General features: G+C 73.3%; 8 protein-coding genes and 1 pseudogene. All 9 read right to left on the minus strand.

What is annotated here, in order from left to right; all coding sequences use genetic code 11:
* A pseudogene (locus tag ABZ873_RS20120) lies at positions 1-7929 on the minus strand (hypothetical protein); the annotation flags it as partial.
* Between the two features lie 81 nt (positions 7930-8010).
* Complete coding sequence (locus ABZ873_RS20125; protein WP_360873584.1) at positions 8011-8382, minus strand: hypothetical protein; 372 nt, start codon at positions 8380-8382, stop codon at positions 8011-8013.
* A gap of 2 nt (positions 8383-8384) precedes the next feature.
* Positions 8385-8840, minus strand: a complete 456-nt coding sequence (locus ABZ873_RS20130; RefSeq protein ID WP_360873587.1) for a YbaB/EbfC family nucleoid-associated protein — start codon at positions 8838-8840, stop codon at positions 8385-8387.
* Between the two features lie 172 nt (positions 8841-9012).
* The gene (locus tag ABZ873_RS20135) at positions 9013-12390 is read right to left on the minus strand and encodes an AAWKG family protein (protein ID WP_360873589.1); all 3378 of its coding nucleotides are present in this window, start codon (positions 12388-12390) and stop codon (positions 9013-9015) included.
* Positions 12391-12442: 52 nt separating this feature from the next.
* Positions 12443-12907 carry a type VII secretion system-associated protein gene (locus ABZ873_RS20140; protein WP_360873592.1) on the minus strand — a complete coding sequence of 155 codons (465 nt, stop codon included), beginning with the start codon at positions 12905-12907 and terminating at the stop codon, positions 12443-12445.
* Positions 12908-12992: 85 nt separating this feature from the next.
* The gene (locus tag ABZ873_RS20145; protein WP_360873595.1) at positions 12993-13301 is read right to left on the minus strand and encodes a WXG100 family type VII secretion target; all 309 of its coding nucleotides are present in this window, start codon (positions 13299-13301) and stop codon (positions 12993-12995) included.
* Positions 13302-13393: 92 nt separating this feature from the next.
* Entirely contained in the window at positions 13394-13729 is a 336-nt protein-coding gene (locus ABZ873_RS20150) for a hypothetical protein (protein WP_360873598.1), read from the minus strand.
* Positions 13730-13927: 198 nt separating this feature from the next.
* Positions 13928-15469: a type VII secretion protein EccB gene (gene eccB / locus ABZ873_RS20155; protein ID WP_360873601.1), complete on the minus strand. Its 1542-nt coding sequence runs from the start codon at positions 15467-15469 to the stop codon at positions 13928-13930.
* 47 nt (positions 15470-15516) lie between these two features.
* Entirely contained in the window at positions 15517-16923 is a 1407-nt protein-coding gene (eccD, locus tag ABZ873_RS20160; protein WP_360873604.1) for a type VII secretion integral membrane protein EccD, read from the minus strand.
* Between the last annotated feature and the right edge of the window lie 249 nt (positions 16924-17172).

Genomic DNA, 17172 nt, shown 5'->3' on the forward strand with positions numbered 1-17172 from the left:
GGGCGGCGGGTCGGCGGGGGCGTGGCGCGCGGAGCCGTGCGCGGCGGGTACGGCCACCTCCACCCGGCCGACGGTCTCGTTGCCCCGGGTGAACAGGGGCCGTTCCTCGACCTTGCTGACGAACGTGCCCGCGCCGAGCAGTCCGACCGTGGCGAGCCGGGCCCAGCCGCGCGGGCGGCGGTGGCCCTCGAAGGAGGCGCCCAGTTCCACCTGGTAGCTGTAGAGGTCGGCGCCGTTCTGGAACATCAGGTGGTCGTGGGCGACCGCGACCGTGTTGCGGGTGGCCTTCTGGTCGGTACGGGCGTGCCGGACCCCGACCGTCGCACTGCCGGCCTGGCGCGGCAGCCCGGCCTCGGGCACCTTGTCGTGGTCGCGCGGCGAGACGCCCAGCTCGACACCGGCGGAGAGCGTGCTGGACGCCTGCTGTCCCTGGCCCGCGACCTCGGTGCCGATCACCGCGTTGCGCAGCGAGCGCTCGCTCATGGTGGTCTCGAACCGTCGGTCGGTGAGGCGCGCGGTGAGGATGAGCGTGTGGTGGCCGCGGCGCACCTTGCCGTCCTCGGTGAGGGTGACCGGGATGCCGGTGGTGGTCAGGTCGTCGAGGCTCTGCGCCAGGCTGGGCCGGTTCAGCGCCTCGCGCACCTGGCGGTCGTTGTGCAGCGCGGTCCGCATCCGGCCGTCGCCGTACCAGAAGGTGGCCAGCCGCGGGTGACGCAGCATCAGCGGCGGGACGAACAGCGAGGGGTACGCGCGGTGCAGCGTCTCCAGGACGGTGTCCGCGAAGGCCCGTACGGGGTCCTGGGGCGCGGGCTGCCCGGCATGGGCCGCGGGCTGCTGCCCCGCGGGCGCGGCGGGCAGCTGGGCCGGCGGACGGCTGGGCCGGAAGCCCTCGGCGCGGACCTGCCCGCTGAGGTGGACCGGGTCCTGCCGCTTGAGGTACCAGGGCACGGGCGGCTCGGCGTCGGGGTGGGGGCCCGTCCGGCCGGGCGTACGGCTGTCCCAGCCCGCGAGGCGCTGGGCGTCGCGGGTGGAGATCCAGTCCAGGCTGACCACCCGGACCGGGCGGGCCGCCGAGGGCGCTTCGCCGGCCCCGCGCACCATCAGGGTGCGTTCCACCCGGTAGAGCGCGACCGGGTGGTTGCGGACGCGGCCGGTGGTCTTGCGGGCCGCGTCGGTGCCGAGGTAGTGGCCCCGGCCGGTGGTGAGGTCCGCGCGGACCAGCGGGCCGCCCTGGACGCGCACGTCGGTCTCCGGGCCGACGAGGGTGTGGTGCGGCCCGGAGGTGACCTGGATGCCCAGGCGGGTGTCGCGGACGTGGCCGCGCTCGTTCTGGTAGGTGGTCTGGGTGAGGTCGCGCAGTTCCGCCTTGACCGACTCGGTGACCAGGGTGGCCCGGTGCGGCACCGAGCGCTCGACGACGAGGTGCCCGAGCGGATGCTGTCCGCTGCCCCGGGTCAGCTCGGGGCCGGTGACCGGTCCGGAGAGCCGGCCGAACAGGGCGAGCAGCCGGCCGGGCCGGACGTACGAGACCAGCGTGCGGTGTGCCGAACTTCCCGGCCGGACACCGGAGAGGGCGAGCGCGACGTCCTCCGGCGGGTCCACGAGGTGCAGGCCGGTGGTGTCGGTGATCCGCGACTCGACCCCGTCCGGGAAGGTGAGCGTCCTCGGTGCCCGCCGGGGGCCCGTGTAGGGCACGGTGAGGTCGTCGGGCAGCCGCCAGCTCAGCCCGTCGCGCATCGCGAACCGCGCGGTGTGCACCTGGGTCCGCTGCCAGCCGGGGGCTGCCGGGGTGGTCGTGCCGGCCGGGCCGGTGGTCCGGGGCGCCGTGGTGACGCGGTCCACGCGGACCCGGTAGTGGACGTCGTCCAGGTGCAGGTGGGAGCCCTCGTGGGCGCGCCACTCGGACTGGTTGTACGCCTGGGCGCCCTGCGTGTAGTCGGTGCGGCGGGTCCAGCCCAGCGACACGCCGATCTTCACCAGCCAGTTGAGCGGCGAGGTCAGGCTCGTGGCGGCGGCGATCCGGCGGCCGATGCCGACGCTGCGGCCGCCGCCCGTACCGGCCTGGCCGCGCCGCATGGTGTCCAGGCGTACGGTGCCGCCGTCCACGTCCGAGAAGCGCTCCCAGCGGTGGTACGGGATGGCCTCTACGGTCATCTCGTGGCCGACCCCGGACTTCTCCCGGCCCACGAAGCGCGCGCCGCGCGGGGCGGTGAAGGCACCGGGCTGCTCGGTCAGCAGGCGCAGCAGTTCCGCCTCGTCGAACTGGGCGCGCAGGCCCTTCGGCAGCTGGTCCAGGATCTGCCGGGCCACCTGCTCGGGCGAGCGCAGGGTGATCCGGCCCGGGCCGGTGAACAGTCCGGCCGGGTGACGGCGTGCGCTCCCGTCGGCGCGGCCGCCGGGGGTGCCGTCGCCGGGGTCGGCGTCCGGGCTGATGAGTACGGTGGGCAGCCGGGCGCCGTCCGCGAAGGTGACCGCCGACGGGACCGGGTCCGGCGGCGGGGCGTCCGGGCCGGTCAGCAGGCGTGCCGGGCGGTACCGCTCGAGCTGCGTCTCCAGCGGTACGGAATCGCTCCGCTCGGCGTCCTCGGTGGCGGGATCGCCGAGGTCGGTGATCCCGCCCATGCCGCGCAGCCACTCCCCGAAGGGGTCGGAGTCCTCCGGCGCCGGCGTGGTGACCGGGTCCGGTACGGGGGCGAGCGGGGCCGGGGCGGGGATCAGGGCGTCGTAGTGGCCGGTGCCGTCGTGGGCCAGGTGCAGGGAGCCGCCGCGGGCGCCCGGGTGCAGGGCGTCCACCCTGGTCCCGCCCTGCGACTGCGGATCGGACCGGACGAGGCGCAGGTCCAGGTCGAGCGTGTGCGCCAGCGCCTGCGGGAGCAGGCCGGCGAAGGGGGACGCCGCCAGGGCGGGGAGTTCGGCCGCCGCCGCGATCAGCTCCCCGGTGCCCAGCCGGCGTGCGTCGGCGGGGGTGGGCGCGATGTCGAGCAGGGGCGCGTAGCCGCTGTCCCGGAGGATCTTCTGCCAGGAGCCGGTATCCCCGTCGGTGACGACCGCCTGCGCGATCCGGTCCCAGTCCTGGGCGATCCGGGTCTGCTCCGCGGGGTCGTCCACACCCGCCGTGGCGGTCATCCGCAGGTCGTCCACCACGCTGAGGACCGGATCCGGGGCCGCCTCGGCCGCGGCGGCGGCGAGCTCGGACCCGGCGATCCGGTCGCGCAGCATGCGGCGCAGCCCGGCGATGTTCCGTGCGGCCCATGCGGGAGGTATGTCCTGGCTGCGGGCGCTGTCGAGCACCGCCCGGAAGAGGCTGTTCCCGTCGCCGGGGGTGTCCAGCCGCTGGAAGGCCACGCCGTCCGCCTGGACGGTGCCGCGCGCGCCGGAGTCGGGCCGGCTGAGGACGGTCAGGTCCTCGGCAAGGCTCTCCGGGCGGCTCGGCGCGGGTACCAGGTCGGGCCTGCGGCGGGCGAGTTCGGCGCTGTCCTCGGCGCTCAGGCCCAGCTCGGACAGGGGCAGCGGGGTCTGGGAGAGCGACCAGGTGATCCGCGCCGCGGGGGCGTAGCCGAGACCGTGTACGTCCTCGGGCGAGACCAGCGCGGTCGGCGGGAGTACGGGCGGCGGCGCGGGCAGCAGGGAGTCGAGCGGGGTGGCGGAGGTCGCGCCGGACGTGGTGCCGGGCAGGGCGGACAGGCGGGACTCGGCCGCCGCCCGCAGGAAGGCGGTGTACTGCTCGGCCGTGGGCTCGGCCTCCGGAGCGATGGTGGCGCCGCCCGTCGCGGCCTCCCGGCCGATGACCATACGGCGGAGCAGGTCCGGGCTCATCCGGCCGTCGCCGTACCGCGCCGCGGTGTCCGGGCTGAGCCAGCGCAGGCCGTCCACGAAGGCGAGACCGGCGAGCAGCTCCCGGTTCCCGGGCCGCTGTTCGGCGTCCGGGCCCAGCACCTCGCGCAGGGTGCGGATCTGCTGGAGCGTCCGGGCCAGGGCGAAGGCGTCGGCCGGTTCCGGCCCCGCGTGCAGGCCGGCGTCGCGGGCCAGCCCCTCCAGCTCCGCGCCACTGGGCTCGGGGGTGAAGAGCCGCCAGCCGCCCGGGCCGTCCGGGCCTTCGGTGAGCACCGCGCGGACGACGCCATCCCCGTCCAGGGCCGTTCCCACCTCGGTGGTCGGCGCGTACACCGGCCGGCCGGTCCGGTTCGCCACGTGCTGTGCCACGGGCAGCCCCGCCACCCGCGGCTGCCGTCCGGTCTCGCAGGAGAACAGCACCAGCGGCCGGTCCTGCTCGTCCTCCCCCGCCCAGGACTTGAGCACTTCGCCGAGCTGCACACCGCTGACCCGCACGGTGGGGTGCGCCTCGTCGTCGGTGCCGAGCGTGACGGTGCGGGAGGTGCCGTGCGCCGTGAAGTAGTCGGCGCCCCGCTCGGTGTCCGCGCCGGGGAGCGCGGCCGGCGGACCGGTGAAGACGGTACGGCGGACGGGCGGGCCGGCGACCGCTCCCGGCGCCGGGGCCGGGGGCGTGGTGGTGGTGCGTACGCCGCGGAAGGTGTCCTGGTCCAGCAGGGCGCGCCGGGCCGCGCTCTGCGTCGTACCGTCCTCGGCCGGGCCCTGCGAGATGGTCAGCGTCTGGACGGGGCGCCCCGGTTCCGGCCGTACGGCCGCCTTCGGCACCCAGCGCCGCAGTTGGGCGACGGGCACGGTGTGGCCGTCCAGGGTGGTGACGACCGGCTCGCCGGCGGGCCGCGTGACGAGCTGCCCGGTGGGCGGGGGTGTCGGAGAGGGTGTCGCGGAGGGCGTCGTCGCCGGGGAGCCGCCCGACTCCAGGTGCAGTGCGGTGGCCGGCTCCGTCCAGGGGCGGGACAGCGTGGCGTGCTTGGACAGGCCGGGCATGCCCGTGGCCCGGCCGCCCGGACCGGCTCCGTTGCCGGGCGGGTTCGGTACGACCTCCAGGACCAGCTTCGAGCGCGTGGCAGGGGCGGCGGGGGCCGGGGTGCTGTCGGCCGTCGCGGAGCTCTGGGTGGTGGGTACGGGTGACGGGGCGCGGCCGAGGGCGTCGGCGAGCGGCAGGAGCACGTCCGCGCCGGGGAACGCCGTGTCGGGGAACGCCGTGTCGGGGGTCTCCGCCGTCTCCTCCGGCGTCGCGGCGGGCGGCGGACCGGCGAGCGGGCGGACCCGGACCGGGGCGCCCGGCCCCTCGCGGGTCAGCTCGACGGCGGCACGCACCGGGCGCGCGGACCCGTCCGGCGTGACGGCCGGCCCGAGGACGACGGCCCGGTCGACCCCTGCCCCGTCCAGCAGTTCGGCGGCCTCCGGAGCCCCCTCCCCCGGCGGCGGCGTCTGCGAGACCACGATCGTCAGCGGCTGCGCCCCGGTGGGGGCGGGAGGGCCGACGGGGGCGGGAGCGGTCTTCACGTCGACCGGGCTGCGGCCGTCACGGCCGTCGCGTACGTCACCGCTGTCGGCGTAGGAGCCGGTGGTGCTCACCTTCGGCGGTGCCGCGGTGGTGTCGGGAGCCGGAGTGGGGGCGCCCTCGACCGGGGGCGGCGTGCTCTCGGATCCGGCCCGGTCGCCTGCCTGCTCGACCGAGGCGGCTTCCGGGGAGGAGCTGGTCTCCGGCGCCGTGCCTTCCGGGGTACGGGCGCCCTGGGGCTGCGTGCCGGAGGGCGTCGGCGTGCCCGTGGCCTGGGGAGCGCCGCCCGGCCGGACACCGGTGCCGCTGTTCGTGCCCGTGCCGGACGCGGCCGGCTGGGCGGGGCCGTGCGAGGTGACGGGGGCGCCCGTTCCCTGCTCGGGCGCCGCGACCGTGGGGCCGCCGTGCTGGGTCGCGCCGTCCGGAGAGGTACGGACGCTGTTCCCGTCCGAGCTCGTGACGTCGTTCTCCGGGGCGTTCTGGACGCCGTCCCCGGGCGCGTTGCGGACGCCGCTCTCGGAGGAGTTCTGGACTTCGTTCTCCGGGGCGTTCTGGACGCCGTCCCCGGGGGAGTTCTCGACGCCGTTCTCGGCCGAGTTCCTGACGCCGTCCCCGGGGGAGTTCTGGACCGCGTTCCCGGGAGCGTTCACACCCGCGTTCCCCGGGGCGTTCCCGAGGGCGTTCCCCTGCGGATTCCCCAGGGCGTTCCCCTGCGGGTTCCCCAGGGCGTCCGACGGCGTGGTCAGGGCGGTGTCCACCGTGACGGGGGTGCCCAGGCCCTCCAGGGCGCGGCGTACCGCGTCGGTGTCGACCTCGGCGGCGGGGCTGTTGCCGGCGGGCACCACGCGGATCTCGGGCCGCTGCGACAGATCACTGTGCAGGCTGTCGCGTACGCCGATCTCGGCGCTGCCGGGCGCCTGGGACCCGCGCAGCGCGGCGAGGTCGCGCAGGGCCTGCTCGCGGACCTCGGCGGGACCCTGGTGGACCTGCTGCCACAGCTCGGTCTCGGCGGCGGTCACGGGCAGCGTGCCCGGGGTGTAGGGCGGCGGGGCCGGCGTGGTGTACGGCGGCGTGCTCCCGGCCAAGGAGGGCGGGGGCGACTGGATCCCGGTGACACCGCTCTGGCCGGTGCTCTGCTGGGCGGGGGGCGCGGACGAGGTGAGGACGGAGCCGGCGCCGCCCGGGGCGTCCGTGCGCGAGGGGCCGTCCGCGTGGTCGGAGCCGTCGGTGTCGCTGCTGCGCGAGCGCGTGGAGTCGGCGGACTCCCGGGGGCCGGAGCCGATGTCACCGCCCGAGACGGTGGGCGGCTGGCTGCGCAACCTCTCGATGAGGTTGCGCAGTTCGGCTCCGCTGTTCACGGCGGCGCTGGAGAGGGTGGCCTCGACCTGGCTGCTGAGGCCCGCACCGAGGAAGGTGGACCAGCTGGTGGACCAGTCGCCCTCGAAGGCGCCCTTGATCAGGATTTCGGCCAGGGCCTCGCCGAGACCGGCGGCGAGGAAGTCGGCCGTCCCCTTGAGCGCGTAGTGCCCGGCCAGGGCACCGGGGCGGTCGGCGTTGTGGCGCAGGATCTGGTTGTTCCGCCACAGGTTGGGGTTGTTCTTGAAGGCCAGCGGGTTGAAGCGGAAGGTGAACGGGTTGTTCGCGAGGGAGGGGTTGTTCGCGTTCGGTCCGGGGCTGTTCCTCGGGGTGTTGTCCCGGTGGGGACCGCCCGCGCCGGGGCCGGGATCCGGCTTGGAGTTCGGGCCGCCGGTCTTGAACTCGGGCTTCGGGGTGTTGCGCAGGTCGGGGTTGTTCTTGAAGCGGAGGTCCGGGCCGTTCTTGAGGAAGTTGTTGTCGTAGCTCCGGACGAGCCTCTTCGCGAAGTCGTCGAAGATGCTGGTGAGGAAGCCCGCGGCGGCGCCGAACGCCGCGGACTTGAGGATGTCGTCGATGTCGAAGCCGTCGGGCCGGCGGCCGTCCGGGGCGAAGTTCATCATGGCCAGCCGCACCGCGAAGGTGGTGAACGCCTCGGCGAACGCCTCGGTCAGCGCGGGGGCCAGGTGCAGCCGCTGGAGCAGGTGGCTGAGCTGGGTGAGGATCATGAACCGGCTGCGCAGCTTGGCCATCATGATCTGGCTGGCCGAGGCGCCTCCGGTGAAGAAGGACATGGCCAGGTAGATGGCGATCTCGATGAGGAGCCGGATGACCTCGGCGATGACCTGCCACTTGGACTCCATGATGTCCATGGACGTCTTGCGCCGGCCCTCGGCGATCTTCTCCAGCTGCTCGGCGAAGGTGCGCAGGTAGTTCTTGCCGCCGTCGTCCACGAGCGTGCCCATCGCTCTGGCATAGGACTTGGCCAGGTCGTCCGGCATGGACTCGGCGATGTCGTGGATCGACTTGTCGATCAGCGACGCGACCTTGTCGAGCTTCCTGCCCAGGCCGGAGTAGGGCAGGCGGCTCTCGAAGGCGAGGTCCTCGTCGGCGTCGATGAGCTTCTCCCCGGTGAGGATGAAGATCATCGCGTTGACCTCGGGTGAGGCCATCATGCTCATCGCGGGCCGCCTTGCGGGCCGTGCGGGCATGCCGGGGCGGCCGCTCCCGGAAGGGGGTGGGAGCGGCCGGCGGTGCGGAGGTCAGCGGCGCCCATGCCTGCCCGGGCCGGTGCCGAGTCCATCGGTCTCGATGCGGCTGTTGCCCTGCTCGATTCCCTCGATGTTGCGGTCGCGCGTGTCCTTCATCATCCGGACCTGGCTGACCGTGGCATCGGTGATGCCCACCACCGCGTCCCGCAGGGACAGCATGGTGTCCTTGGTGGTCTGCCGCTCCTTCTGCTCCTGCGGCTTGGCCTTCTCCGCGAACTCGCCCTCGTTGCCGGGCCAGTTCACGGTGGCGCTGACCTCGTCCAGGAACTCCTCCGTCATGGACCTGGTCAGGGAGGCGATCTCCTCCAGCTGCCCGGCCAGGGCCTCGATGCGCTGCGGGTCGACGTAATAGCGCTCTCCCACGGTCAGTCCTCCCCGTCCTCGCCGATCGCGTCCCGCCAGGCGGCGGCGGGCCGGCCGCCGCGCGCCGTGTCCTCGTCGTCCGGGCCCAGTACCTCGGGGCCGAAGATCTTGCCCCAGTCCAGTTCGAAGCCCTTGAGCTCCGGCAGGTCGCTGCTGGGTTCGGCGAAGGGGGCCAGCGCCTTCATCACATGCCGGTTCATCTTCACGCGTGCCGCGCTCGCCGCCTCCAGGACGCTGGCGGCCAGCTCCTGGGGCGACATGTCGCGGTACTTGTTCTCCAGGAACTCGATCCCGGTCAGCTCCCCCTGCGGGCCGGCGGTGGCACGGACCGCGCGGTCGGAGGAGACCGCCGCGAAGGAGGCCGCCCGCAGCTCGCGCTCGGTGCGGGCGATTCCCTCCTGCGCCGCCTGGAGTTCGGCCATGGCCTTCTCCAGACGCTTCTCCAGCGGTTCCGTCACGCCCGCTCCCCTTCGTCCTCGCTGTGTGTCCACGTCCGGACCGCGGGTCCGTGCGTACGGTCCCGGTCCGCGATCCGCCGACTCCTGTGCTGATTCTGCCTGGTGGGGCCGCGGAGGCCGCGGCCGGGTCGGTTCCTGCCGCGCGGTGCGGCCGCACCGCGCCGGGTGGTGCTCACCGGCCGATGACGGCAGGGGTGCCGCCCTCCTCGGTGCCCCACACGTCCGCGTCCTCCTCCAGGTAGTCGGCGGAACTGGTGGTCCTGCGGCCCGGCTCCGGCTCCTCCTCGGCGGACTCGCCGCCGGTGGTCGCCACCCGGGAGGCCGGGGCCAGGAAGGTGTCGCTGTCCTCCTGCCGGTTCCACGGGCTGCGGCGGCGACGGTTGCGGCGTTCGCTCTCCTCCGCCGCGTCCACGAGGACGGCGCGCACGCGCTCGCCGTTGCCCTTGTCGCCGCCTCCGGCCCCGCCCATACCGCCGCCCATGGGCATACCGGGGCTGCCGGGGGCACCCGGCGCTCCGGGGCCCCCGCCCGGGGCGGCGGGCGGGAACGCGGAGCCCGCGCTGCCCGCGGAGCCGCCGGACAGCGGGGCGGCCGTACCGGTACCGGTCAGGACGGAGTCCGTCCCGGAGAGGCCACCGCCGGCGGAGAGGCCGCCGGAGCCGGAGAGGCCACCGCCGGAGGCACCGGCGGTCAACTGTGCGCCGGGGAGGTGCAGTTCCGAGGCGGGCAGGCTCCGGCTGGTGGTGCCGTCGGTGCCGGGCCCGTTCAGACCGCGCAGCTCGTCGAGGACGTCGAGACCGTGGGTACGGGGGTTGCCGGCCCGGGAGTTGAGGTCGTTCAGGTTCACCGTCTCCGTCCGGCCCTGCGCGTCGGTGACGGTGGCGATGCCGGTCTCCGGGTCGATGATCTCAGAGCTGCCGTCCGGGTGGGTGGTGCTCAGCCTGCCGTTGTCCAGGACGGTGGTGGAGCCGTCCGGATTGTTCACCCGCGCTCCGTGGGTGAGATCGGTGGTCACGCTGGAGCCGTTCGCGTCGGTGCTGGTCAGTATCCCGGTGGCCGGGTCGAGGACCGACTTGCTGCCGTCGGGGAACGTGGTGGTGAGGCCGTCGGATCCGAGGGCGATGTGCCCGCCGGACGAGGTCTGCAGGCCGAGCCGGTCCGTGTTGAGGCCGCCCAGGTCACCGATCGACTCGGTGGGCAGGTCCGTGTTGATGTCGCCGAGATTCCCCAGGTCATGCGTTCCCCTGGGGCCGTTGAGGCTGCCGAGGTCGCCGAGGTTCCGGGTGCTGCTGGTGCCGTCGGGGTTGGTGATGGTGACCTGGCCGGTGGCCGGGTCCACGGTCTGGACGGTGCCGTCCGGGAAGGTGGTGACCGGCCTGCCGTCCTTGCCGAGCGAGGTGACCGACCCGTCCGGGTTGGTCAGCCGGGCGCCGTCGCCCAGGTCCTGCTTGGTGATGCTGCCGTCCGGGTGCGTGGTGGTGACCACCCCGGTCTTCGGGTCGAGGGTGCTGTGGCTGCCGTCCGGGAAGTCGGTGGTGAGCTTGCCGTCGGTGAGCCGGGTGGAGCCGCCGGTCGGGGTGGTGAGCGGGCCGTCGGCGCCGCGGTTGAGATCGCCGAGGCTGCCGAGGTTCCGGGTGATCGCCTCGTTGGCGTCGTTGGCTGCCTTGTTCGCCGCGCCAGGACCCGTGTTGAGCCCGCCGGGGCCGGCCAGGCTCGGTACGGCCGGGGCCTGGTTGTCCCCGCCCGGGCCGTTCACGTCGCCCAGGTCGCCGAGGTTCCGGGTGACGGCGCTGTTCACATCACCGAGCGGACCGAGGCTCTCGGTGACCGGGAGCTTCACGTCCGGCATCCCGTCGAGCCCGTCGACACCACCGAGGTCGGGGAGCTTCCGGTCCCCCAGCGCCTTCGGGTCGTTGAGGTCGCCGAGGCCCTTCTCCATGGCCTTGCGCTGCTCCTCGGCCTCGCGCTTGGCCTCGTCCTGCTCGCGCTTCTGTTCCTCGCGCAACTCGTCCTGGTACTTACGGTCCTCGTCGCGCTGCTTGTTCTGCTCGTTGCGCAGGTCCCCCTGGAGACGCTTGGCCTCGTCCTGCTCGCGCTTCTGTTCCTCGCGCAACTCGTCCTGGTACTTACGGTCTTCCTCGCGCTGCTTGTTCTGCTCCTCGCGCAGCTTCTCCTGGTACTTGCGGTCCTCTTCGCGCTGCTTGTTCTGCTCGTTGCGCAGGTCGTCCTGGTACTTGCGGTTCTCCTCGTTCTGCTGGTTGAGCTTCTTCTCCTCCTCCTTGCGCTTCTTCTTCTCGTACTCCTCCGAAGCCGTGCGGGTCGACTTCGGCTTGGGTATGTTGCCGGAGAAGTCCTTGCCCAGTTCCAGGAAGTGGTTGTTCAGCGCCGACTGCACCTGCGCGGCGGGCTTCCCCAGGTACTCGTCGACGCCCTGGGTCCAGATCTTGACCGCCTTGTCGCCGACCTTCGCCCAGTTCGCGATGTCGGAGAGGTCGCCGTACTCGGGGTGCTCCTGGGTGTAGCCGGTCTGCGGGCTGTGGCGGACGGTCGTGATGCCCCGGCCGTAGCCGTGGACCTTGATGTCGGTCTTGGCGACGTTGTTGGCGTCCACCCACTGGGCCAGTTCGTCCAGGACGTAGCGCAGCACCTGGTGCGGGTCGTAGTAGGGGGACTTGGCCCATTTCAGCCAGGCGTCCAGCAGCTGGGTCGCGGAGTCCTCCAGGTACTTGCGGCCCAGCGACAGGGCACGCGAGTACACCGTGGCGCCGGTGCCGGTCTGGTTCCCGGAGCCCGCGGTCTCGTTGAAGGTCTCGACGTAGTTGTCGTAGTTCTCGCGGATCTTCTTCACGAGGCCGCGGAAGACATCGGCGGCCTCGCCCTTCCAGCTCGCGTCGTCCCGGCCGAAACGGTCCTCCCAGTCCTTGAGCACCACGGCGTGGTCCTTGAAGAACTTGGCCGCGAAGTCGAAGGACGCTCCCGTGGTGTCGAAGGACTTGAGGTCCACGACATCGGGGCCCGGCACGCCCAGGTTGCTGAACCGGGCGTGCTGGCTGCTGCCGCCCAGCAGGCCGAGGAGCGCCGCGCGCGGCCCGTTCATGTACCGGGCCAGCGGGATGGTGCTCATCTTGGCCTTGTTGTAGTCCGTGAACTCGTTGCCCTCGCGGACCTGCGCGTCATGGACGTTGTCGGACCCCGGTCCGGCGAAGATGACCTCCTCACCGGATTTCACCCGGCCCTCGAAGACGATCCGGGCCTGCATGATCGACTGCTTCTTGCCGCTGTCGAAGAACCAGATGTCGTAGTCTTCGCCCTTGTTCCGCAGGAAACCGGAGTCCTTCACGAGCAGGCCGAGACCGCGCTCCTTGATGTCCATCCGGAAGAGCTTGCCGCCGTGGTCGGACTTGAGCTTGTCGAAGACGGTGTTGCGGTCCGGCACGGGATAGCCGGTGATGTGGGTGACCAGGGTGGCCCAGGTGTCGCCCGGTGAGTCGCCGGCCTTGTCGAACTTGTTGAGGTTCTCGCCGGATTTGGGATCGTACCGGTCGGCCACCGGGCGCCCTTTCTGGTCGTCTGTCGTACGTGTCCGGTGCGGCGGCGCCGGCTCAGGTCTTCTTCTCGCCCGATGACCCGCTGGTGAAGGTGTCCACCTCGTCGAAGGTCTGCAGCAGTGTCTGCGCGTCGATCGCGTCGAGGTTCTTTTCCTTGGTCTTGTTGGCCTCGTCGATGGTCTCGGTGAGAGCTTCCTTGAGCTCCTTGAAGAGATCCATCTGGTCGCCGAGCAGCTTGTCGATGGCCACCGCGGCGGCACGGACCTCCGCGATCAGCTTCGGCCCCGAGACCAGGGGTTCGGTGACCATCTTGCCGATGCGCAGGAGCTGCTTGTCCTGGGCCAGGTTCTCCGGGGTGGTGTGGCCGTCCATGAGGTCGCCGAGGGGCCGGATGCTGGACCCGTCGCCGTCCTCGCGGTGCTTCTTCGCCGCCGTGTAGACCGGCTGCACCTCGTGGTCCCGGAAGTTCTCCATCTGCTTGAGGTCGAAATGCCTGACGTCGGCCTTCTCATCGGCCATGGGACGTCCTCCTGCCGCTCGGTGCCGGACGAGGATACGGGGTGGCCGGGGCGGGTGCCCCGGCCGTCATCCGCGGGGGCGGGCGCTAACGGGCGCGCACGTTGCCCCAGTTGTCGGCGCTCTTGCGCTCGTCACGCGAGTGGTTGTCGTGGATGCTCTGGACCAGCTCGCCGCTGTCTCCGAGGAGCAGCGCCATGTTCTTGGTGGCCTGGTCCCACTCCGCCTGGACCCCGCGGTACATCTGCTGGTCATCACCCTCCCAGGAGGCGATGAGCGGCTTGAGCTCGTCCTCCAGGTTGTTGAGGGTCGTGATGATCTGCTGGGTCTGGTCCTTCAGCTCTTCGATCGCGTGCCGGACCGTGGCGTACTGCACGTCGATGATGCCGTCGGCCATGACAGCTCCTCTCGGGTGGCCGGGCACGGGGGCCCGGGAAGCTCACTGGTTCCGGCCCTCCCCGGACGGAGGGGCCGACGCCGCGGGGTGGGTCAGCGCAGCGCGTCGAAGACGCCCTGGCTGGTCTTGCTGTTGAGGACCTCGGTCAGGTCCTGGTTCTCCTTGGCGAGGCGGTCGGCCGAGGTGACGTTCTCCTGGAGCGCGTCGACCATCTTGCTGATCTGGACGACGACCTTCTGCGCCTCGGCGTTCCAGCTGCGGAAAAGTTTCAGCAGGGCCTGGCCCTCGTCACCGCCGACGCCCGAACGCGCGGCGATCTCGGCGACGTTGTTCTGGACCTTCTCGACCGCGCTGCGGGCCGACTCCAGAGAGGAGACGCCCCCCAAGCCCTTGGCATAATCCGCTTTCCTCGCGGCAGTGTCCGCCATGTCGCGCTCCCTTCGTTTCACCGATCTTGGTGCGTCGCTGCCGCCGAGGCTATGGAGGCCCCGGGTCCGGTGCAACGCATGTGAGGAAGATCTGAGCTTAGATCAGTTCCACATCGTCCTTGTAACGCACATGAGTTGGCCGGTGCTTTGGCTGAAAAGCAGCGCACCGGCCGCCTCCGGGCGGGGTCCGGCGGGGCATCAACCGCCGTCCTTACCGCCCTCTGTCTTCGGCGCCTCGGTACCGCACGCCGGAGCCGTCACCTTCGGCTTGGCCGCGCCGGTGGCGGCGGCCGGATCCAGGTCCGCGCCGGTCGGCAGGGCCGCGAGCAGCGGTGCGGGGACCGAGCCGATGTCCTTGGGCGCGTACCCGAGCGCCGCCAGCGCGTCCTTGCCGGAAAGGCTGTATTTCACGCCGTTGTCCGCCACCAGGTAGGTGGTTCCGGCATGCGCGGCGCCGCTCGCGTGCAGCGCCCGCACCAGGGTTCCGCGTCCCGGCCGTACGACCGTGGCGTCCGTGGTGACGCAGGCCGGGCTCAGCGGCGCGGCGGTGCCCTCCGACACCACGACGGGGGCCAGCCGGGCCAGCGGGACCAGCACCGAGGTGATCCGGGTGCCGCCGTCGTCGCCGTCGACCTGCGCGCAGAGCGCGCTGCCCCGGGGTACGGGCTGGGGCCGGGGCGGGGCGTCCGGCAGCTCCGCGGATCCGGCCGGGCCCGCGTCCTTGGCCTGATGTGTGCGCAGCGCGTCCGCGCCGAGTACGCGCGCCTCGGGCGAACGACCCTGGTACGCGTCCTTCTGCGTGGCCGGGTCCCCCAGCACCAGGGCGGCGCCGAGCGCGGTGACCGGGACCAAGCCGCCCTTCTGGAGCAGGTGGTAGCTGCTGCCGCCGCCGGGCACGGTGACCTTGAACAGCTGGCCGATACGGCTGGCTTCGCCACCGAGCGCCGGGCCGGGCTCTCCGCGCCCCGGGACGGCGGGGGGCTTCAGCGCGGGGCCGGGGGCCAGCGCGTCGAGGAAGGCCGCCGACACCGGCATCGGCCGCTCGGACCCGTAGCCGAGGGCGCCCGCGGCGGCGGAGGCGGCGTCCAGCGGCAGCCTGCTGCCCCGCCACACCAGGTACGTGGTGCGGTCCGGGCCGATCACCAGCACCCCGCGGTCGCCTTCGACACCGCGGGCGTCCACCGGTGCCCCGGCGACCACCGTGGTGGCCCCCGGCCGGTTCACCCCCGTGGCCGGCCCGGTACCCGAGGTGCTGGCCAGGGCGCCGTCCGGGCCGGTGACGCACATGTGCCAGGCCCCGTCGTCCAGCCGGCCGGCGGCGGGCACCGCGTCCGGCGCGCCGGGTATACCGACCGGGGTGCCGACGGGGACGTCCCGCAGCGAGGCGGTGGAGACGTCCGCGGCCGCGAGGTCGGAGCCGCCGATCAGGCGGGCCGAGGCGTAGTTGCGCACCGGGTGCAGGACCCCGTCGGTACCGGTCCACAGATAGCGGGCACCGGTGTCGCGGTTGACCACCAGGTGCTGGCCCTGCCGCCAGCCGTCGTTGCCCCCGGGGCGCAGCAGCCCGTAGACGAGGGCGACCGCACCGATCAGGACGGACACCAGGACGCCGAAGACCACGCCCCGGGTGGTGCGGCCCAGCGGGCTCTCCGGGGCGTCCGGGTCGGCGGCCAGCAGGCCGGAACTCAGCCTGCCCATCATGAAACTGTGGGCGTGTACCTGGTCGCGTTTGGACTGCACAGCCTCTCCTCAACTCGTTCCGCAGGGTCCTGGCGTGGGGGGCGTGCTCAGCCGAACAGGCCGCGCAGGTAGCCGAAGAGACCGGCCACCCACAGGGTCAGCGGGAGCAGCGCGACGGCGAGGCCGGTGTGTGCCAGCTCGGCCGTGCGGCCCCAGTACGGGAGCACGCGGCGGCCGGGCAGCGTCCACGAGGCGGTCACCAGCGCGGCCGCGGCGGCGAGCAGCACCGCGAAGACCACCAGGCGTCCGTCGCCGTCGCTGTCCACCGCCCAGGCGCGGGCGAGCAGCAGCAGCCCCGCGATGCCGGGCACCGCCAGGGTCAGCCGCTGTCCGATGTGCACCAGGCCCCGGCCGTGCAGGAGGAGCAGCAGGCTCAGCGTCAGCGCGGTCAGCACCTCGGCCGTGCCCCGGTGCTCGGCGAGGACGATCAGGGCGGCCGTGCAGATGGTGCCGGTGGCGGCGAACAGCGCGGTGACCCAGCGCCCGGCCAGTTCGGTGCGCTCCGCGACCTCGTCGCCCGCGTAGGGGTCGATGCCCTCCTGGAGCTGGGCGGCGGAGGACGGCAGCGCGGGCATCCGCATCCCGGCCAGGGTGAAGGCGAACGGTGCCACCGCCGCGGCGGCGAGCGCGACGGCCGTGGCCACCAGCGCCGAGGCCGCCGACGCGCCCAGGCCCGCGTACCCCATCAGGGCCCCGGCGATCGCGGTGGCCGCGCAGACCACGGCGGTGGCCAGCAGCGCCGGGGCGGCGACCGCGGTGGCGGCGAGCGCGATGACCGCCCCGCCCGCGCCCGCGGTACCGGCGGCGAGCAGCCGCGCACCCACGACCTGCGCCGCGTCCGGGCCGCTCAGGTCGCCGCCGGGCAGCACCCAGCCGGCCAGCGCCAGGCACGGGGCGACCAGCAGGCCGAGCGCGGTCGCGGAGAGGCGGTCCCCGACGGCGCGGCTGGCCGAACCGGCGCCCGCGAGCAGCAGCAGTCCGGCCACGGACGCGCAGGCGGCCCGGACGGAGCCGGAGCCGGACACCCCCGGCCGGAAGACCAGCGCGAGCGCGGCCACCACGGCCGCGGCCGAGGTGCCCACCAGCAGGGCGCGGGCCGCCCCGGGATGCCAGGTGTGCAACCGCCTGCGGGCGGTGTCGGCTATCCCGTCCACCAGGTCGTCGAGGCGCGCCGCGGGCAGTGCCTCGGTGTGGGGCCGCAGGTAGAGCACGGCGCCGTCGGCCAGCCCGGCCCCGGCCAGCGTGGACTCCTCGTCGAGCGGCGCGTCACCGAGCCGCTGGAGCACCCAGCCGGCATGGTCCAGTCCGGCCTCCTCGGCCTCCTCGCCGACGTACCGCAGCAAGGTGGGCAGCAGATCGGCGACGGGCACATCGGCCGGGACCGCCAGATCGACGGAAACGCTCGGCGCACGTACGGTCAGGCGGCACGATTCGGCCACCGCATGATCAGTCATCAACTGAACTCTTGTTCTTCCGTGGTGGCTTCGACAGGAGGACGCTCCTCCTGAACGGGATCAGCGAAAGGTATCGAAGCTTCCCGTGGCGGGAACCTGTCCCCCGGGACGGGGAGTTCCTCGGCCGCGCACCAGGTGAGAGCCACCCCGCGTGGACAGGTCGCGTCCCGTGAATGCAGACTACTGCCTGCGGCCACCGTGTCGTGCTGGGGACCGGACTCCGCATCCGGGATACAGCTGACCATCGTT

The organism is Streptomyces sp. NPDC047014 (genome assembly GCF_040644195.1).
Classification (GTDB): Bacteria; Actinomycetota; Actinomycetes; order Streptomycetales; family Streptomycetaceae; genus Streptomyces.